Origin of the sequence: Nocardia tenerifensis NBRC 101015 (assembly GCF_000308715.1) — a bacterium.
GTDB lineage: Bacteria > Actinomycetota > Actinomycetes > Mycobacteriales > Mycobacteriaceae > Nocardia > Nocardia tenerifensis.
The window spans coordinates 1-20,121 of record NZ_BAGH01000367.1 but is presented as its reverse complement, the minus strand read 5'-3'; the positions used below and the strand labels follow the sequence as shown (position 1 = coordinate 20,121).

The 20,121-nt window shown below is 69.8% G+C and carries 9 protein-coding genes; 6 read left to right on the top strand and 3 right to left on the bottom strand.

The features are described from left to right. The first annotated feature begins 19 nt into the window (after positions 1-19). The gene (locus ON39_RS28945; protein WP_040739128.1) at positions 20-940 is read left to right on the top strand and encodes a LysR family transcriptional regulator; all 921 of its coding nucleotides are present in this window, start codon (positions 20-22) and stop codon (positions 938-940) included. A gap of 36 nt (positions 941-976) precedes the next feature. Here the strand turns inward: ON39_RS28945 and ON39_RS28940 are convergent, their stop codons facing one another. From ON39_RS28940 to ON39_RS28930, 3 genes are all read right to left on the bottom strand, one after another. Further along, entirely contained in the window at positions 977-1,849 is an 873-nt protein-coding gene (locus ON39_RS28940; RefSeq protein ID WP_040739127.1) for an RpnC/YadD family protein, read from the bottom strand. Between the two features lie 64 nt (positions 1,850-1,913). Continuing rightward, positions 1,914-2,654, bottom strand: a complete 741-nt coding sequence (locus tag ON39_RS28935; protein ID WP_040739126.1) for an ABC transporter ATP-binding protein — start codon at positions 2,652-2,654, stop codon at positions 1,914-1,916. Positions 2,655-2,675: 21 nt separating this feature from the next. Beyond that, on the bottom strand, positions 2,676-3,734 hold the full coding sequence (locus ON39_RS28930; RefSeq protein ID WP_040739125.1) for an ABC transporter permease: 1,059 nt from the start codon (positions 3,732-3,734) through the stop codon (positions 2,676-2,678). 130 nt (positions 3,735-3,864) lie between these two features. Here ON39_RS28930 and ON39_RS28925 point away from each other — a divergent pair, with 130 nt between their 5' ends. From ON39_RS28925 to ON39_RS28905, 5 genes are all read left to right on the top strand, one after another. Continuing rightward, positions 3,865-5,061, top strand: coding sequence for a sensor histidine kinase (locus ON39_RS28925; protein ID WP_040739124.1), 1,197 nt, complete (start codon positions 3,865-3,867; stop codon positions 5,059-5,061). Continuing rightward, positions 5,058-5,675: a LuxR C-terminal-related transcriptional regulator gene (locus tag ON39_RS28920; protein ID WP_040739123.1), complete on the top strand. Its 618-nt coding sequence runs from the start codon at positions 5,058-5,060 to the stop codon at positions 5,673-5,675. The genes ON39_RS28925 and ON39_RS28920 overlap by 4 nt, the downstream gene beginning before the upstream one ends. 63 nt (positions 5,676-5,738) lie before the next feature. Further along, positions 5,739-6,164 carry a PPOX class F420-dependent oxidoreductase gene (locus ON39_RS28915; RefSeq protein WP_040739122.1) on the top strand — a complete coding sequence of 142 codons (426 nt, stop codon included), beginning with the start codon at positions 5,739-5,741 and terminating at the stop codon, positions 6,162-6,164. 21 nt (positions 6,165-6,185) lie between these two features. After that, the gene (cobM, locus tag ON39_RS28910; RefSeq protein WP_040739121.1) at positions 6,186-6,935 is read left to right on the top strand and encodes a precorrin-4 C(11)-methyltransferase; all 750 of its coding nucleotides are present in this window, start codon (positions 6,186-6,188) and stop codon (positions 6,933-6,935) included. Positions 6,936-7,312: 377 nt separating this feature from the next. Beyond that, the coding region (locus ON39_RS28905) for a non-ribosomal peptide synthetase (RefSeq protein WP_040739120.1) at positions 7,313-20,121 on the top strand (12,809 nt) is incomplete at its 3' end.

Here is a 20,121-nt window from a genome sequence, read left to right as displayed (position 1 = left end):
CTGAGCCGGAGGAGGAGTCTTGAGTTCGAGTTCATCCGGGGCCGGGCGCCGGCCGAGCGCGGACGACCTGTTGGTTCTGCTGGCGGTAGGGCGGTCGGGACGGTTCGTGTCGGCCGCCGAGGAGCTCGGCATCAACCACACGACCATCTCCCGGCGCATCGCGGCGCTCGAGCACACTCTCGGCGGGCGGGTGCTGACCCGGGCGGCGGGCGGATGGGAGCTGACCGAGCTGGGCCGGGAGGCGTTGGCGGCGGCCGAGGTGGTCGAGTCGGCGGTCAAATCGCTGGCCGCGGACGTGAGCGGGAACCGGGTTCTCGAAGGGGTGGTGCGGATTTCGGCGACCGACGGTTTCAGCGCCTATCTCGCCGCGCCCGCGGCCGCCGACGTGCAGCGGCAGCACCCCAAGATCACCGTGGAGATCGTCGCCACGACGAGGCGCGCGTCCACCCAGCGCTCCGGGCTCGATCTCGAGGTGGTGGTCGGCGAGCCGCAGGTCCACCGCGCCACCGCCATTCGCCTCTCCGACTACTGCCTCGGGCTGTACGCCGCGCGGGACTACCTGCGCGACCACGGAGCTCCGGCGTCCATCGAGGAGCTGACCCAGCATCCCCTCGTCTACTTCATCGACTCCATGCTCCAGGTCGACGACCTCGACCTGGCCTCCAGCTTCGCCCCCGCCATGCGCGAATCCGTCACCTCCACCAACGTTTTCGTCCACGTCGAGGCGACCCGCGCCGCCGCGGGCATCGGCCTGCTCCCCTGCTTTATGGCCGACCGCCACCCCGACCTCACCCGCATCCTCCCCGACCAGGTCTCCGTCAAACTCACCTACTGGCTCGTGGCCCGAGCCGAAACCCTCCGCCGCCCCGAAGTCTCCGCCTTCGTCACCGCCCTCCGCACCAAAGTCCACCAACAACGCCCCGCCCTCCTGGGTAGTTGACGCTCAGCAGGGCGAGATCACGAAGAAAGGTGGTGGTTACTCGACGAACACCTCATCGAGGGACTTCGCGTCGATGGCGCGGTCGAGCCAGGCGTCGAGCTGGTCGGTGTCGGTCTGCTCCTCAACTCGCGCGATTAGGGCATCGGAGACTTCGAATCCACGTTTGCGAAGGACCTTCAACAGCGCCTTGGCTTCACCGCGGGCCTCTCCCTCGGATTCACCGGCGGACTTGCCCTCGATGTACCAGCTCCGGAAGAGCGGGTTCTGATATTCGTAGCCAGTGGTCATGAGGCTCTCCAAAAAGTGTCGGGCCGCCTTGGGCAAGATGCCCGCTACCAGGTCAATGTACATCGTGCCATGCGGCGCGGGGAGTACCTGGCTGGCGAGAACGGTCAGGATGGAATCGCGGTCGGGATGGTTGGCGTGCGCGACGGCGGACAGGACCGCCAGCTCGGGGTTGGCCGCGGCGACGTCGGGGTCGGTGATCACGGGGATGTCGTCGGGACTGAGCACTATGGGTTTGAGGGTGAAGTCGGGGGCGACGTGGAGGGGTCTGCGGCAATAATTGGCCGTGCGATTGTTCGGGCACAGCACCAGTAGGACGGTAGGGCACTTCAGTCGAGCGCGCAGCGTGGTCAGGTAGACCGGCCAGCTCCACGCCTTGCGCTTGTCAGGTCGCAGCTGTACTTCGACTACCACCGCGACGGCGGGGGTGGTGCTCTCTGCGAGGACCACTACGACGTCGGCCCGATATTCGGTCGGGTCGATGTCGGGAAAGTCGCCGCATTCCAAACGGGCGTGGTCGTATTCCGGTAGGGGATCGTGCATTACGGGGGTTAGTAGTTCGGCGGCGAGTTGCGGGCGTTGCCGGAACAAGTCGACGAGAAGCTCATGCAGTTTGCCTGGCATGAGTGGAAGCTATCAGCGGGCAACGACAAGAATTCGGGCGGGTTCTCCACGTTTGTGGAACGAATTATGTTGGAACGTTGCACTTTTCGGTCAAACGGCCGTCGAGCATTTGGTAGACGGTGGTCATTTGGTGGAGGTGGGTGGGGTCGTGGGTTACCAGGAGGGTGGCGGTTTTGTGGGTGTGGGTGATGGTGCGGATGAGGTCGATTATGGCGGCGCCTCGTTCGGTGTCGAGGGCGCTGGTTGGTTCGTCTATTACCAGTAATGCGGGGGTGTTCATGAGGGCGCGGGCGATGTTTATGCGTTGGCGTTGGCCGCCGGAGAGTTGGGCGGGGCGTTTGGTGCGGTGGTCGGCCAGGCCTACTGAGTCGAGGAGTTCGGTTGCCCTGGTGCGGGTTTGACGATGTTGGTGGGGGGAGGTGTGGAGGCGTTGGCCTAGGTGGGTCATTACCTCTAACTGTTCGAGGGCGGTCAGGGCGGGGATGAGGTTGGGTTGTTGGAAGACGATGCCGATGGAGGAGCGGCGGAGGGCGGCGGCTTCGCGGCGGGTGACTGTGGCGAGATCTGTTGTTCCGGAAGGTGTTTGGAGGGTTATGTGGCCGGAGTCGGGGTGGATGAGGGTGGAGGCTACGGCGAGCAGGCTGGATTTTCCTGAGCCGGAGGGGCCGGTGATGGCGGCTATGCTGCCGCCGGTGACGCGCAGGCTTACCCGGTCCAGGGCGGTGAGTCGGCCCGCGCCGTCGGGGTAGGTGAGGGTGACATTGTTGATGTCCAGGGCGGTGCTGGTGCGTAGGGCGGTGGTCATGTTCTCGAAAACTCCAGTGGCTCAGCGGTTCGCGCCGAGCGCGGTCAGTGGGTCGGTGGTGAAGAGGAAGCGCAGGGCAAAGGCGGCGCCGAGCAGGCCGAGGATGATCAGGGCGATGGCGGGCAGGAGTGTGGTCGCGGGGCTCAGGACGAAGGGCAGTGCGTCGCCCATGAAAGTTGCTGCGGCGACGGTGATTCCGAGACCGACCGCGACGCCGGCGGTGAGCACGATCGCCGCTTGCGCGAGTGCGTCGCGGACCAGCGAGCCGGTGGTTGCTCCCAGCGCCTTGAGGGTGGCGATATCGGGCATCCGCTGCACCGTCCACACGGTGAAGAACGCGCCGATCACCAGCGCGGAGATGACGAACAGCAGCACCGTCATCAGGGTGAGCGAGCCGTTCTCCGCCTGATACGCGCTGAGCGCGGACAGCGCGCCGGACGACGAGGTCGTCTGGGTGTGCGCGGCGGCGTTCACCGCCGCCGGATCCGGCACGCCGGACACCGCGAGCACGGTCGCCGCGCCACCACGCGGACTCATCGCCTGCCAGTCGGCCAGGGTCGTCCAGACGACGGGGGTGTGGCTGTACCAGTCGTCCCCGCGCACCGCCGCGACGGTGAACGCGCGACCGCCGATGCTGACGGAGTCGCCCGCGGCGGCGCCGAGATCCTTGGCCGCGCCGGTGCTGAGCACCACGCTCCCGTTCTCGGTTGCGGAACGATTGCCGAAAGCCGTTGCGGTGGTGCCGAAGAACGCGACCTGCACCGCGGCCCGGCCGCGCGGTTCGACCTTGCCGTGGCTGATGCCGATGGGCTCGACGGCGCCGCCGCGACCCGCCGCGGCCTGCCACGCCGCGACCTGCTCGGCGGTCAGCGCCGAGGCGTCGAACGACGGCGCGGCCCCGGTGTCGGCGAAGACGACCGTGTCGCCGGGGAACGACTCCACGGCCGAGATGTTCTGGTGCGCGAGCCCGGCCGTGAGCCCGCTGAGAAAACTCACCAGCAGCGCCACCAGCGTCACGACCAGGGTGATGAGCAGGAAGCGGCCGCGGGCGGCGCGGAGATCTCGGAGTGCGACGAACATGCCTTCACTGTTCCGCGCGGCGCGCCGACGGCCATCGCGCGCGGGAAGGAAAGGAGCACCATCGAACGGTGGGCGGCGTTTTACACCTTTCGATGGATGCCCGTGGGGTAGCCGCACATAAGCTGACTAGGTGCACTCGTCACCGCTCACGCCCGTCTTCACCGCGCTGCGGTTCGGACTGCACGTGCTGGTGACGGCGTTGGCGGTGGTGATCGCCGTCCGCGCGCTGCTGCCCGGCGCGCCGCACCCGGTCCCGGTCGTGGCATTGACGGCGGGCTTCCTGGCGACCTACTTCGCGGGTCACGTAATGAGCGTCCGCCGCGGCGGGATCACGCTCTGGCTGACCGGGCTGACGCTCTGGTGGCTCGGCCTCGTCGTGCTCGCCCCGGACGCCGGTTACCTGGCCTTCGGCCTGTTCTTCCTCTATCTGCACCTGCTCCCGCGCCCATGGAGCCTCGTCGCGGTCGCGGCGGCCACGGCGATCGCGGTGGTGGGTTTCGGGGTGCACCGGGGTTGGTCGGTGGCCGGCGCGATCGGCCCGATCCTCGGCGCGGGCGTCGCCGTCGGCATCGGCCTCGGCTACCAGGCGTTGTTCCGCGAGTCCGCCGAGCGTCAGCGGCTGATCGATGAATTGCTCAGCACCCGGGCGATACTCGCGGAGCAGGAGCGCACGGCGGGCAAGCTGTCCGAGCGTGAGCGACTGGCCCAGGAGATCCACGACACGGTCGCGCAGGGCTTGAGCAGCATTCAATTACTCCTGCACGCCGCCGAGCAGTCCGCCCCTGATCACCCAGCGCTGCAACGGATTCGGCTCGCCAGAGAGACGGCTGCGGAGAACCTCGCCGAAACCCGCAGGCTCATAGCGGAATTGACCCCGGCCGCGCTCGACGGCCAATCCCTTGCTCAAGCCCTGGAGCGAATCTGCCTGCGGGCCAACGGCCCCGGCCTGGAAACTCAACTGGTGGTCGAGGGCGCTCCCGAGCGCCTGCCCATGCCGGTGGAGGCGGCGCTGGTCCGAATCGCGCAGGGCGCGGTCTCGAATGTCCAAAGGCACGCGAAAGCCGACCGAATGCGCCTCACGCTCACCTACGCCGCCGCCGAGGTCCTGCTCGACGTGGTGGACGACGGAGTCGGGATCGCGCCCGGCATTCTCGAACATCCCCCGTCCGGCTCGTTCGGCCTCGCCGCCATGCGCTCGCGCGTCGAGCAGCAGGGCGGCACCATGGCGGTGGAGTCGGAGCCGGGGCATACCGCGGTCACCGTCTCCTTTCCATTGGAACCCGCTGCGGCCGAACCGGATTCGGCTCGGGAAGGGGAGCGCGCGTGATCCGCCTGCTGCTGGCCGACGACCACGCCATCGTCCGCGCGGGCCTGCGCGCGCTGCTCGACGGCGGCGACGACCTCACCGTCGTCGCCGACGTGCCCACCGGCGAGGCGGCCGTCGCGTTCTGCGCCACCACGCCCGTCGATCTGGTGCTGATGGACCTGAGCTTCGGCCCGGGCCGCTCCGGCGCGGACGCCACCGCCGAGCTGCGCGTCCTCCCGCACCCGCCGAACGTCCTGGTGGTCACCAACTACGACACCGACGCCGACATCCTCGGCGCTATCGAGGCGGGCGCCTGCGGCTACATCCTGAAGGACACCCCGCCCGCCGAGCTGCTCGCCGCCGTCCGCTCGGCCGCCGCGGGGGAGAGCGTGCTGTCGCCCGCGGTGGCCTCGAAGCTGATGACCCGGGTGCGCCGCGCCGACACCACCCTGAGCACCCGCGAGATCGAGGTGCTGCGCCTAGTCGCCGACGGTCGGTCGAACCGGGAGATCGCCAAGGAGCTGTTCCTCAGCGAGACCACCGTCAAGTCCCACCTGGTGCACATCTACGCGAAACTCGGTGTGCGCTCGCGCACCTCGGCGGTCGCCAGGGCGCGCGAGCAGGGCGCGATCTGAGCGTCCGCGACATGCGCCCGGCTATGGACCGCCCGGCAGCGCGCATGGCTCTAGGGTGAGTCCATGGCCTCCCTCTCCGATCCTCAGGTGCGCGAGTTCCTTTCCCACGGCACGCGGACCGGCAAGGTCGCGTTCGTCGCCGCCGACGGCCGGCCGATGGTGACGCCGGTCTGGTTCGTGCTCGACGGCGACGAGCTCGTGTTCAACACCGGCAAGACCACCGCCAAGGGCAAGGCGTTCGCGCGCGACGGCCGGATCGCGGTGATCGTCGACGTCGAGGCGGAGCCGTACCCCTCGGTGCAGTTGCAGGGCACCGTGACGCTGTCGGAGGACCCGGAAGAGCTGCTGCGCACCGCGACCGAGATCGGCGGCCGGTACATGGGCGCGGACCGGGCCGAGGAGTTCGGCAAGCGCAACGGCGTGCCCGGCGAACTCGTGGTCCGCCTGCGCCCGGCCAAGGTGATCGCCCACTTCGACGCGACGGCCTGACCCGGCCATACACTCGGCCGCATGACCGTGCACTTCATCGGCGCCGGGCCGGGCGCGGCCGACCTGCTGACCGTGCGCGCGGTCGCCCTGCTCGCCGCCTCGCCGGTGTGTCTGTACGCGGGCACCTACCTCGATCCCGGCGTCCTCGGCCACTGCGCGCCCGACGCCGAACTGATCGACACCCAGCACCTGGACCTCGACCAGATCACCGAACACCTGGTGCGCGCCCACGAATCCGGCCGGGACGTGGCCCGGCTGTGCTCGGGCGACCCGTCGCTCTACTCGGCGCTCACCGAGCAGACCCGCAGGCTCGACGCGCACGGCGTCCCGTGGGATGTCACCCCCGGCGTCCCCGCCTATGCCGCGGCCGCCGCGCTGCTCGGCGCCGAGCTCACCGTCCCCGAGGTCGTTCAGTCGGTCGTGCTCACCCGTGCGCAGGCCCGCTCGACCGCCATGCCGGACACCGAGGCCCTGGCCGGCTTCGCCGCCACCGGCGCGACCCTCGTGCTGCATCTCGCGATCACCCGCATCCGCACGCTCGCAGCCGAACTCGTCGCCGACTACGGCGCGGACTGTCCGGTGGCCGTGGTGTATCGGGCCAGCCAGCCCGGTCAGCTCGTCCTGCGCGGCACGCTCGCCGGCATCGCGGATCAGGTCGAGGCGGCCGGGCTGCGGCAGGCCGCGGTGATCCTGGTCGGCAAGGCCATGTCGGGCACCGTGTCGTGTGCGCAATCCCACCTCTATGACCCCGCGCGCACCCGTCATCGGTGACCCGCCGCAGCGCCCGCGCCGCGCGTCGCGCAAGATGTGAGGTCTGCAACATGAGTCCCGCAAATCGAGCACAACCGCACTGCCTGTGATGATGTCGTTCGGCTATCGAGGTTGGTTGGTTCGCCGTGGACGACGACGGTAGATTGGTCCGGTGATCTGCAGCGAGAATCCCGGCGTCGCCGGTCGGTGGGTAATGGACGCGGTCGCGCCTATGTAACAAGGTCACCCTGGCGGACAGATAGTGCCAATGAGCTTTTTTTGCCTGATTGATTAGAGAACTGAACCCCGAGACGCGGGCGCCACGCTGGTTTAGGTGAGCGTCCTGTCCGGGTGTCGTCGGGGAGCGCTTGCGTGGTGTTCCGGAAGCGAGGTTACGGTTGGACCGGCTGGATTTCGGCGGAAACGGCGAAGCTGGTGGCGAACAGGCGGACGCTGGTTCGAGCTACTTCCCGCTGTCTCCCGCACAGCTGGGCATCTGGTACGCGCAGCATGTGGACCCGCAGGTGCCGGTCAATATCGCGCAGTACGTGGACCTGCACGGTGAGCTGGATGTCGAGATCCTGGAGCGGGCGAGCATCGACGCGTCGCACGAGCTCGGGTCGGGCTTTCTGCGGATCGTCGAACGCGATGGTGAGCCGTTGCAGTTCGTCGATCACGGCATCGCGGACTACGACAAGGTCACCTATGTCGATCTGCGCGGTGCGGACGATCCGGCCGCGGCGGCGATGGCGTGGATGCGTGCGGAGTACAGCCGTCCGATCGATCTGACGACCGATCGGTTGATCGCGGTCGCCGCGCTGCAACTGGCCGACGATCACTGGTACTGGTACTCGCGGGCGCATCACATCGCGCTCGACGGTTTCGGCGCGATGACGAACCTGAACCGCATCGCCGAGCTGTATACCGCCTACGCCAACGGCACCGAGCCCGCCCCGTCCAAGGCGACGGATCTGCACACGCTCTATGAGCAGGAGATCGCCTACCGCGAGAGCAAGCGTTTCGGCACCGATAAGGGGTACTGGGCCGAGCGGGTCGCCGGGCTCGAGGAGGGCACCAGTCTCACCGGTCGCTCCGCCCCGCCCGCAGCGTTGAACGGGATCGCCAGCGCGGCGCTCTCCGATGAGCAGAACGCGCTGCTGGATGCGGCTGTGGCCCGCCATGATTCCTCGCCCGCGGGGCTGTTGCTGGCCGCGTTCGCCGGGTATCTGGCGCAGTGGAACGGCGTCGAGGACGTCATCCTGAGCCTGCCGGTGACCGCGCGCACCACCGCGGCGATGCGTCGTTCGGGTGGTGTGTCGTCGAATATCGTGCCGCTGCGATTGCACGTCGGCTACGACACGAGCGTGGGCGAGCTGCTCGAGCAGGTGACGGTCGCGGTGTCGGGCGCGCTGCGGCATCAGCGGTATCGGCACGAGGACATCCGCCGTGACGCGGCCGGTGACGGCATCGTCAATACCGAGTTCTTCGGTCCGTGGGTCAACATCATGTTGTTCCACGACGAGCTGGTGATGGGCCCGATGCTCGGCCAGTTGCACGTGCTCTCGACCGGCAGCATCGAGGATCTGGGCGTCAACTTCTATCAGTCGGTGGCGGGCACGCGTTCCCACATCGACTTCGAGACCAACCCGAACCTCTACACCGAAGACGAAGCGGCGCGGCATCATTCGCGCTTCCTCGAGTTCTTCGACCGGTTCCTCGCCGCCGATGCGGCCGCCGCGATCTGGGCGCTGGATGTCACCACCGCCGACGAGCGGGAGCGCTCGCTGGTCGAGTGGAACGACTCCGACCAGGACGTGCCCGACACCACCCTGTCCGCGCTGCTCGACGCGCAGATGGCGGCGACGCCGGACAACATCGCGCTCGACTTCGAAGGCGCGACCCTCACCTACGCGGAATTCGACGCGCGCGTCAACCAGCTCGCCCGGTTCCTGATCGCCGACGGTGTGGGCCCGGAATCGCTTGTCGCGCTGGGTATGCGGCGCTCGCTCGAGCTGGTCATCGGCATGCACGCGGTCCTCAAGGCCGGTGGCGCGTACGTGCCGATCGATCCGGATCATCCGGCCGATCGCACCGCCTACATCCTCGAGTCCGCGGCACCGGTCTGTGTGCTGACGCTCTCGGCCGACGAGCTGGAGCTGCCGGAGTCGGTGCGGCAGGTGCGCATCGACACCCTGGACGTGTCGGAGTACTCCGCCGCGCCGGTCACCGACGCGGACCGCTTGGCGCCGCTGCGGCCGGGCAACACCGCCTACGTCATCTACACCTCGGGCTCGACCGGCCGCCCCAAGGGCGTCGCGGTGACCCACCACGCCATCGTCAACCAGCAGCTGTGGATGCTCGACGAGTACCGGCTCACCGCCGGCGATGTGTATCTGCAGAAGACCGCGACCACCTTCGACGTGTCGCTGTGGGGCTACTTCCTGCCGCTGATGGTCGGCGCGAAGCTGGTCATCGCCTCCCCCGACGGCCACCGCGACCCGCTCTACGTCGCGGACATGATCGAACGGCACGGGGTCACCGTGACCGACTTCGTGCCCTCGATGCTGACGGTGTTCGTCTCCCACGCCACTCCGGCCCAATGCGCCACGCTGCGTGCGGTTTTCGTGATCGGTGAGGCACTGCCGCCGGAGACCGCCGCGGGTTTCCGCGCGATCACCTCGGCCGGATTGCACAACCTCTACGGCCCGACCGAGGCCGCGGTCTCGGTGACCTACTGGGAGGCGACCGCCGCCGACACGGTCACCGTGCCGATCGGCATCCCCGAGTGGAATGTCTCTGTCTACGTGCTGGATTCGCGGCTGCGCCCGGCCGCGATCGGCGCGCCGGGCGAGCTGTACCTCGGCGGCCGCCAGCTGGCCCGCGGCTACCGCGGCCGCCCGGACCTGAGCGCGGATCGCTTCGTCGCGAATCCGTTGTCGGGCAACGGCGAACGCATGTACCGCACCGGTGACCTGGTGCGCTGGAACGACGCAGGCACGCTGGAGTACATCGGCCGCACCGACTTCCAGGTGAAGTTCCGCGGCCAGCGCATCGAGCTCGGCGAGATCGAGACCGATCTGCTCGCCCATCCGGCGGTCAGCCAGGCCGTCGTGCTGGTGATGGACACCGCGACCGGTCAGCAGCTGGTCGCGTATGTGGTTCCCGCGCCGGGGCATTCGGTGGATCCGGCGGAGCTGACCCGGTTCGCCGCGGAGAAGCTGCCCAGCTACATGGTGCCCGCGTCGATCATGGTGCTCGACGCCTTCCCGCTCAACACCTCCGGCAAGCTGGACCGAAAAGCGTTGCCCGAGCCGGTGTTCAGCGCGGACGCGACGAGCTTCCGCGCCCCGCGCAGCCAGGCCGAGCAGATCGTGGCGGGCATCTTCGCCGACGTGCTCAGCCAGCAGCGCATCGGCATCGACGACAACTTCTTCGACCTCGGCGGCAACTCGCTGGTCGCGACCCAGGTGGTCGCGCGCATCGGCGCCGCGTTCGGCACCCAGATCGGGGTGCGCGCGCTGTTCGAGTCCCCGACCGTGGCCGGGATCGCCGCCCGCGCGGAGAACGCCACCCAGACCGAGGGCGCCCGCCCGCCGCTGGTGGCCCAGCGGCTGCCCGAACGGGTGCCGCTGTCGCTGTCGCAGCAGCGGATGTGGTTCATCAACCAGTTCGACTCGACCGTGCCCGCCTACAACCTGCCGTTCGTGGTCAGGTTGCGCGGCGAGGTCGACCTCGATGCGTTGCAGGCCGCGCTGATTGATGTGGTCGCGCGCCAGCAGTCGCTGCGCACGATCTTCCCGGAGTCCGGCGACGGCGGCTACCAGTTGGTGCTCCCGGTCGACCAGGTCGACCTCGGCATCGCCGTCGAGCCGATCGGCGAGGCCGAATTGCCCGGCGTGCTCGCCGCTTTCGCCTCCACCGGGTTCGATGTCTCGCGCGAGCTGCCGATCCGGGTCCGCGTCTACGCGGTGACCGGCGCCAACGGCAACCCCACCGCCGACTACGCGGTCGCGTTCGTGGTGCACCACATCGCCGCCGACGGCTTCTCCTTCGGCCCGCTGGCCCGCGACGTCGCCGCGGCCTATCTCGCGCGCGCGGCGGGCCAGGCCCCGAGCTGGACTCCGCTGCCGGTGCAGTACCAGGACTTCAGCGTCTGGCAGCGCGAGCTGCTCGGCGCCGAGTCCGACCCCGGCTCCATGGCCGCCCGCGAAATCGCCTACTGGCGGAGGGCTTTGGCCGGGCTGCCCGACCAGCTCGACCTGCCCGCCGACCGCCCCCGCCCGCCGGTGCAGAGCTTCAACGGCGGCCGGGTCGGCTTCGAGATCGATGCCGAACTGCACCAGCGTCTTTCGGCGTTGGCGCGGGCACAGGGCGTCAGCCTCTTCATGGTCATGCACGCCTCGCTGGCGGTGCTGCTCGCGCGCCTGTCGGGCACCGACGACATCGCCATCGGCACCCCGGTCGCCGGGCGCGGCGAACAAGCCCTCGACGACCTCATCGGCATGTTCGTCAACACCCTGGTGCTGCGCTCGCAGGTCGAGGGCGGCGAGCCGTTCACCGAGTTCCTCTCCCGCACTAGGGAGACCGACCTGGCCGCGTTCGCCTTCGCCGACGTGCCCTTCGAACGCCTCGTCGAGGTCCTCAACCCGACCCGCTCCCAAGCCCGGCACCCGCTGTTCCAGGTCATGCTCTCGTTCCAGGAGATGTCGCACGCGACACTGGAACTGCCCGGCCTGTCGGTCACCGCCGACGAGCTCGAGGTCGACATCGCCAAGTTCGACCTGCAATGGACCGTCACCGAAGAACGCGGCGCCGAGGGCGAACCCGCCGGCATGGCCGCGGTGATCTCCTTCGCCACCGACCTGTTCGACGCCGCCACCGTCACCGAGTTCGGCCGCCGCTACCTGCGCGTGCTCGAGGCCGCCGTCACCGCACCGCACACCGCAGTACGCGACATCGACATCCTCGAGGACGCCGAACGCGCCACCGTACTCACCGGCTGGAACCAGACCGCACACCAACTGCCCGCGGCCACCGTGCTCGACCTGTTCGAGGAGCAGGTGCGCGTGCGCCCCGACGACATCGCCGTGCTGTTCGACGGCGGCGTCCGCAGTGCGGGCGAGTTCGGCCCGCAGGTCGAACTGAGCTACGCCGAGTTCTCCGCGCGAGTGAATCGCTTGGCGCGCAAGCTGATTGCCGAGGGCGTCGGCCCGGAGACGCTGGTCGCCGTCGGCATCCGCCGCTCGGTGGACATGCTGATCGCCATCTACGCCACCCTGACCGCGGGCGGCGGCTACGTGCCGATCGACCCCGATCACCCGGCCGAGCGCACCGACTACGTGCTCGCGAACTCGTCGCCGGTGTGCGTGCTGACCACGCTGTCCGACAACGTCACAGCGACCGAGTGCCCGGTGATCGCCGTCGACACACTGGATTTGAGTGTGTTCAGCGACCGGCCGCTCACCGACGCCGAGCGCCGCGCGCCGCTGCGCCCGGCGAACACCGCGTACGTGCTCTACACCTCCGGCTCCACCGGCAGGCCGAAGGGCGTGGCCGTCAGCCACGCCAGCGTGCTCAACCAGGTCGCCTGGATCACCGCCGAGTACCGCATCGGCCCGGCCGATGTGGTGCTGCAGAAGACGCCGGTCACCTTCGACGTCTCGGTGTGGGAGTTGTTCGGCACCTTGACCGTCGGCGCGCGCATGCTCATCGCCGCGCCCGACGGACATCGCGACCCGATGTACCTCTCGGAGATCATCGGACGGCACCGGGTCACCATGACCTCGTTCGTGCCGTCGATGCTGTCGGTGTTCGCCGGCGCCGCGTCCACCGCCGAATGCGCCTCGCTGCGTGCGGTTCTCGTCGCCGGTGAGGCGCTGCCGCCCGCCACCGTGGCCGCGTTCCGGCAGTTCTCCACCGCGGCGATGCACAACCTGTACGGACCGACCGAGTTCACCGTGCACGCCACGGCGTGGCACCTCAACGAGGTCGCGCCCGCCTCGGTGCCGATCGGGCGCCCGGTGTGGAACGCGCAGGCCTACGTGCTCGACGCCGGCCTGAACCCCGTCCCGGTCGGCGTGCCGGGCGAGCTGTACCTGGGCGGCGTGCAGACCGCCCGCGGCTACCACGGCCGCCCCGACCTGAGCGCGGAGCGCTTCGTCGCCGACCCGTTCGGCGCGCCGGGCGCCCGGCTCTACCGCACCGGCGACCTGGTCCGCTGGGTCGAGCCGCGCGATCCGGAGGTCGGCGCCGCCGGCGTGCTGGAGTACATCGGCCGCACCGACTTCCAGGTGAAGTTCCGCGGCCAGCGCATCGAGCTCGGCGAGATCGAGACCGCGCTGCTCGACCACCCGGCCGTCACCCAGGCGGTCGTGCTGGTCATGGAGACCGTCGCGGGCGACCAGCTCGTCGCCTACGTGGTCACCCCGGCGGGCCCGGTCGACATCGACAACATCAAGAACGCCCTGCATCGCACGCTGCCCGCGTACATGGTGCCCTCGGCGATCGTGGTGCTGGACGCGTTGCCGCTCAACGCCTCCGGCAAGCTCGATCGCCGGGCGCTGCCCGCGCCGGTGTTCGAGGTGCGCGAATTCCGTGCTCCCACAACGCCGATCGAGGAGATCGTCGCGCAGATCTTCGCCGAGGTGCTCGGCGTCAACCGGGTCGGCGTGGACGACGACTTCTTCGAGCTCGGCGGCAACTCGCTGATCGCCACCCAGGTCGCCTCCCGGCTCGGCATCGCGCTCGACACCCGGGTGCCGGTGCGCATGCTGTTCGAGGCCTCCACCGTCGCCGCGCTCGCGGCCCGGGTGGAGTCGCACGCCGGCGACGGCGCGCGCAAGGCGCTGGTGGCCAGGGTGCGTCCGGAGGAGGTGCCGCTGTCGCTCGCGCAGCAGCGCATGTGGTTCCTCAACCGGTTCGACACCGCCTCGGCGGTCAACAACATCCCGGTCGCCATCCGGCTGTCCGGCGATCTCGACGTGGCCGCGCTGCAGGTCGCGGTCATCGACGTGATCGACCGGCACGAGTCGCTGCGCACCGTGTTCCCGGAGACCAAGACCGGGCCGGTGCAGGTGGTGCTGGACGCCGCGCAGATCGTGCCCGACCTGACGCCGGTGCCGGTGACCGAGCACAATCTGATCGACCACCTGGTTCAGCTCGCCTCCATGGCGTTCGACGTGACCAGCGAAGTGCCGCTGCACGCAAGGCTTTTCGAGATCAGCGAGACCGAGTACGTGCTCGGCATGGTGGTGCACCACATCTCCGCCGACGGCTGGTCGATGGGCCCGCTGGCCCGCGACGTGATGGTGGCTTACGCCGCGCGCACCTCGTGGGAGGCGCCCGCCTGGTCGGCGCTGCCGGTCCAGTACGCGGACTACGCGCTGTGGCAGCGCGAGGTGCTCGGCTCCGAGGACGACCCGAGTTCGTTGATCGCCAACCAGATTCGGTACTGGACGCGCGAACTCGCCGATCTGCCCGACGAATTGGTGCTGCCCGCGGACCGGCCCCGGCCCGCGGTGGCCTCTTACCGCGGCGGCACCTACCCGTTCGTGATCTCGGGGGAGACCCAGCGCGCGCTGGTCGACCTCGGCCGCAGGCACAACGCCTCGCTGTTCATGGTCATGCACAGCGCGCTCGCCGTGCTGCTCGCCCGCGCCAGCGGGACCGGCGACATCGCCATCGGCACGCCGGTGGCCGGCCGCGGCGAGGCCGCGCTGGACGACCTGATCGGCATGTTCGTCAACACGCTCGTGCTGCGCACCCAGGTCGACGGCGCGGAGAGCTTCGCGGAACTGCTCGCGCAGGCCAGGGAGACCGACCTGCACGCGTTCGCGCACGCGGACGTGCCGTTCGAGCGCCTCGTCGAGGTGCTCAACCCGGCCCGCTCGCAGGCCAGGCACCCGCTGTTCCAGGTCATGCTGACCTTCCAGAACACCAGGCAGGCCAGCCTCGAGCTGCCCGGACTCTCGGTCAACGGCGTCGACTACGACGCGCGCCTGGCCAAGTTCGACCTGCAGCTGACCCTGCAGGAGACCCAGGACGAGCTGGGCGACGCGGCGGGCATGTCGGCCGAGTTCTCCTACGCCGAGGACCTTTTCGACGAGGCGACGGTCGCCGCGTTCGCGCGCAGGCTCGACCGCGTGCTCGCGGCGGTCACCGCCGATCCGAACGTGCCGATCGGCGACATCGATCTGCTCGCGCCGGAAGAGCACGCGCAGGTGCTGGTCGACTGGAACGACACCGCGCACCGGGTGCCCGGCGAGACGCTGGTCTCGCTGTTCGACGCGCAGGCCGCGGCGACCCCGGACGCCCTCGCCCTGGTCTTCGACGAGGAGCGGCTCACCTACCGCGAGCTGCAGGCGCGGGCCAACCGGATCGCCCGGCAGTTGATCAAGGCCGGTGTCGGCCCGGAATCGCTTGTCGCGCTGTCGATCCGCCGCTCCACCGAGCTGGTCGTCGCCATGTACGCGGTGCTGCAGACGGGCGCGGCCTACGTGCCGCTCGACCCGGACCAGCCCGCGGACCGGATCAACCACATCGTCGACACCGCGCGCCCGCGGATGATCCTGTACCGGTCCGCGGACGGGTTCGGCATCGATCTGCAGCGCGAGGTCTCGGTCATCGCGATCGAGGGCATCGAGGGTGTGCCCGGCATCGCCGCGTCGAGCGGCGCGCCGATCACCGATGCCGAACGGACCCAACCACTTCGGGCCGCCAACACCGCCTACGTCATCTTCACCTCGGGCTCCACCGGCCGGCCCAAGGGCGTCGCGGTGAGTCACGCCGCGATCGTCAACCGGTTGCTGTGGATGCAGCACGAGTACCCCATCGGGCCCGGCGACGCCGTTTTGCAGAAGACGCCGGCCACCTTCGACGTGTCGGTGTGGGAGTTCTTCTGGCCCTTGCAGACCGGCGCGCGGCTGGTCGTCGCGAAGCCGGACGGGCATCGCGACCCGGTGTACCTGGCGCAGATCATCGCCGAACACGGCATCACCACGACGCATTTCGTGCCGTCGATGATGTCGGTGTTCGTGTCCACCCTCGGCACCGAGGGCGGCGACGCCGACGGCTACCCGTCCTCGCGGCTGCGGCAGGTCTTCGCCTCCGGTGAGGCGCTGCCCGCGCAGACCGCGGCCCGGTTGCGCGAGCTGACCGGCGCCCGGCTGCACAACCTGTACGGCCCGACCGAGGCGGCCGTCGACGTCACGTATCACGAAGTGACGGACGCGGATACGGTCTCGGTGCCGATCGGCAAGCCGGTGTGGAACACCCGGGTGTTCGTGCTCGACGCCAGGCTGCACCCCGTCGCACCGGGTGTCGCGGGTGAGCTCTATCTCGCGGGCGATCAGCTGGCGCTGGGCTACCTCGGCCGCTCGGATCTGACCTCGGATCGATTCGTCGCCAACCCCTATGGTCCGGCCGGTGCGCGGATGTACCGCACCGGTGACCTCGTCACCTGGACCGCGGATGGCGAGCTGGAGTACCTGGGCCGCACCGACTTCCAGGTGAAGCTGCGCGGCCTGCGCATCGAGCTCGGCGAGATCGAGGCCGCGCTGCTCACCCAGCCCGGCGTCGCGCAGTCGGTCGTCGTGGTGCGCACCGACGCGCACGCGGGCGATCAGCTGGTGGGTTACGTTGTCGCGGAACCGGATTCGATCATCGACACCGACGCGGTCAAGGCCGCGCTCGCGGGTCTGCTGCCCGCGTACATGATTCCGGCCGCGCTGGTCGTGCTCGACGCCTTCCCGGTGAACGCCAGCGGCAAGCTCGATCGCAAGGCGCTGCCCGCGCCGGTGTTCGAGGCCAAGCAGTTCCGCGCCCCGGCCACCCCGATCGAGGAGATCGTGGCCGAGGTCTTCGCCGAGCTGCTCGGGCTCCCGCGCGTCGGCGTGGACGACGACTTCTTCGAGCTCGGCGGCAACTCGCTGGTCGCCACCCAGGTGGTGGCGCGGCTGAGCGCGGCGCTGGACACCGAGGTCGGCGTGCGCGCGCTGTTCGAGGCGCCGACGGTGGCCGCGCTGGCCGCCCGCGTCGAGTCGCGGGCGGGAACCGGTGCGCGGCAGGCGCTTACGGCACAGGTGCGGCCGGAGTACCCGCCGCTGTCGCTGGCGCAGCAGCGGATGTGGTTCCTCAACCGCTTCGATGCCGATTCGGCGGCCAACAACATTCCGGCCGCGGTGCGGCTGGAGGGCGCGCTGGATCTGGCGTCGCTGCGCGGCGCGGTCGCCGACGTGGTCGCGCGGCACGAATCGCTGCGCACCGTGTACCCGTCCCAGGACGGCATCGCCTACCAGCGGGTGCTGCCCGCGACGCGGGCGATCCCGGATCTGGAGGTCTTCCCGGTCGCCGAGGGCCAATTGCTCGGCGCCATGTACGAATTCGTCGAGCGCGGCTTCGACGTGACGGCCGAGCCGCCCGTGCGGCTGCGCGCGTACCAACTCGGCGAGCAGGACTACGTCCTCGTCGTCGTGGTGCATCACATCGCGGCGGACGGCTTCTCGATGCGGCCGCTGGTCCGCGACCTGATGACCGCCTATGTGGCGCGCACGTCGGCGACCGAGCCGGGCTGGCCGCCGCTCGCGGTCCAGTACGTGGACTTCGCGTTGTGGCAGCGGGAAACCCTCGGCTCCGAGGACGATCCGACCTCGCTGATCTCCGAGCAGCTCGGCTACTGGCGCGAGGCCCTCGCCGGCCTGCCCGACGAGCTGCGCTTGGCCGGGCGTCCCCGGCCCGCGGTCGCGTCGTATCAGGCTGGTACGCACCGGTTCCGGGTGCCCGGTGAGCTGATCGAGGAGCTGAACCGGGTCGCGCACGCGCACGGCACCACGCTGTTCATGGTCGTGCACAGCGCCTTCGCGGCGCTGCTTGCTCGGCTCAGCGGCTCCGACGACATCGCCATCGGCATCCCGGTGGCCGGGCGCGGCGAGCAGGCCCTCGACGATCTGGTCGGCATGTTCGTCAACACCCTGGTGCTGCGCGCCCAGGTGGACACCGACGCGTCGTTCGCCGACCTGCTCGGGCAGGTGCGCGAGCGCGATCTGCAGGCCTTCGCGCACGCGGATGTGCCGTTCGAGCGGCTGGTCGAGGTGCTCAACCCGGCCCGCTCGCAGGCGCGGCACCCGCTGTTCCAGGTGATGCTGTCGTTCCAGAACCTGGGCCGCGCGTCGCTGGAGCTGCCCGGCCTGCTGGTGTCCGAGCTCGGCCTCGACCAGCCGACCGCGAAGTTCGACCTGCAGCTCACCCTCAGCGAGGTGCAGGGCGCGGAGGCGGCGATGGACGCCGAACTCCTCTACGCCACCGACCTTTTCGACGCCGCCTTCGCGACTGTGTTCGCGGAGCGCTTCCTTCGCGTGCTCGGCGGCGTCGCCACCGAGCCGACCGCGGCCGTCGGCGATATCGAGCTGCTGGACGCGGCCGAGCGCGACCTGGTCGTGCGGCGGTGGAACGACACGGAATTCCCCGTCGACGCGGCGCTCACCTCGCCCGTGGGCGACGCCGCCGCGACGCTGGTCTCGCTGTTCGAGGCCCAGGTCGCGCGCACCCCCGAGGCGCACGCGGTGACCTTCGAGGGGACAAGTCTGTCTTACGCCGAGTTCGCGAGCCGGGTGCATCGCCTGGCCCGCTGGCTCAAGCAGAACGGCGTCGGCCCGGAATCGTATGTCGCCCTCGGCATGCGCCGCTCGATCGACCTCGTCGTCGGCATGTACGCGGTGAACGCGGCGGGCGGCGCGTACGTGCCGCTGGACCCGGATCACCCTGCCGAGCGCACCGACTACATCCTCGACACCGCGCGCCCGGTCTGCGTGCTGACCTCCGGCACCGACCTGGCGTCCACGGGCTCCAGGCAGGTGCGCATCGATCAGCTCGACCTGTCGGAGTTCTCGGACGCGCCGCTGACCGACGCGGATCGGCACAAGCCGCTGCGCCCGGCCAACACCGCGTACGTGATCTTCACCTCGGGCTCGACCGGCCGGCCGAAGGGCGTCGCGGTCTCGCACGCGGCCATCGTCAACCGCCTGGTCTGGATGCACGCGGAGTACGGCCTCGCCGCCTACGACGTCGTGTTGCAGAAGACGCCTGCCACCTTCGACGTGTCGGTGTGGGAGTTCTTCTGGCCCTTGCAGGTCGGCGCGCGCCTGGTGATCGCCAAGCCGGACGGTCATCGCGACCCCGCCTACCTCGCGCGGCTGATCATCGAGGAACGCGTCAGCACGGTGCATTTCGTGCCGTCCATGCTGTCGGTGTTCGTCGCCGAGGAGCGCGCGGCCGAATGCGTAAGCCTGCGCAACGTTTTCGCCTCCGGTGAGGCGTTGCCCGCGGTCACCGCGCAGCGCCTGCGCGCGCTGACCGGCGCCAGGCTGCACAACCTCTACGGCCCCACCGAGGCCGCCGTCGACGTCACCTTCCACGAGGTGACCGAGGCGGACACCAGCTCGGTGCCGATCGGCGCCCCGGTGTTCAACACCCAGGTGTACGTGCTGGATTCGCGCCTGCGGCCGGTGCCGGTCGGCGTGCCGGGCGAGCTGTATCTCGCGGGCGCGCAGCTGGCGCACGGCTATGTCGCGCGCCCCGACCTGACCACCGAGCGTTTCGTCGCGAACCCCTTCGACGATGCCAAGCGCATGTACCGCACCGGCGACCTGGTCTCCTGGACCGAGGACGGGGAGCTGGAGTACCTGGGCCGCACGGACTTCCAGGTGAAGCTGCGCGGTCTGCGCATCGAGCTGGGCGAGATCGAGAGCGCGCTCACGGCGCTGGAGGCCGTCGCTCAGGCGGTGGTGCTGGTGCGCACCGACGAGCGGACCGGCGATCAGCTGGTCGCCTACGTGGTGGGCAATCCGGACCGGGCACTGGACGTCGACGAGGTGAAGGCCGCGCTCGGCGCGCAGCTGCCCGCGTACATGGTGCCCACGGCGTACGTGGAGCTCGACGAGTTCCCGCTCAACCCGTCCGGCAAGCTGGACCGCCGGGCCCTGCCCGAACCGACCTTCGCGGCCAAGACCTTCCGCGCGCCGGCCACGCCGGTGCAGGAGATCGTCGCCGACACCTTCGCCCAGGTGCTCGGCGTCGAGCGGGTCGGCCTGGACGACGACTTCTTCGAGCTCGGCGGCAACTCGCTGGTGGCCACCCAGGTGGCGGCCCGGCTCGGCGAGGCGCTCGACACCCAGGTGCCGGTGCGCGCGCTGTTCGAGGCGTCGAGCGTCGC

What these genes read in the sequence shown, in the direction of transcription:
- ON39_RS28930 (WP_040739125.1), bottom strand. Translation starts at nt 3,734, where the DNA reads ATGTTCGTCGCACTCCGAGATCTCCGCGCCGCCCGCGGCCGCTTCCTG.
- ON39_RS28935 (WP_040739126.1), bottom strand. Translation starts at nt 2,654, where the DNA reads ATGACCACCGCCCTACGCACCAGCACCGCCCTGGACATCAACAATGTC.
- ON39_RS28940 (WP_040739127.1), bottom strand. Translation starts at nt 1,849, where the DNA reads ATGCCAGGCAAACTGCATGAGCTTCTCGTCGACTTGTTCCGGCAACGC.
- ON39_RS28915 (WP_040739122.1), top strand. Translation starts at nt 5,739, where the DNA reads ATGGCCTCCCTCTCCGATCCTCAGGTGCGCGAGTTCCTTTCCCACGGC.
- cobM (WP_040739121.1), top strand. Translation starts at nt 6,186, where the DNA reads ATGACCGTGCACTTCATCGGCGCCGGGCCGGGCGCGGCCGACCTGCTG.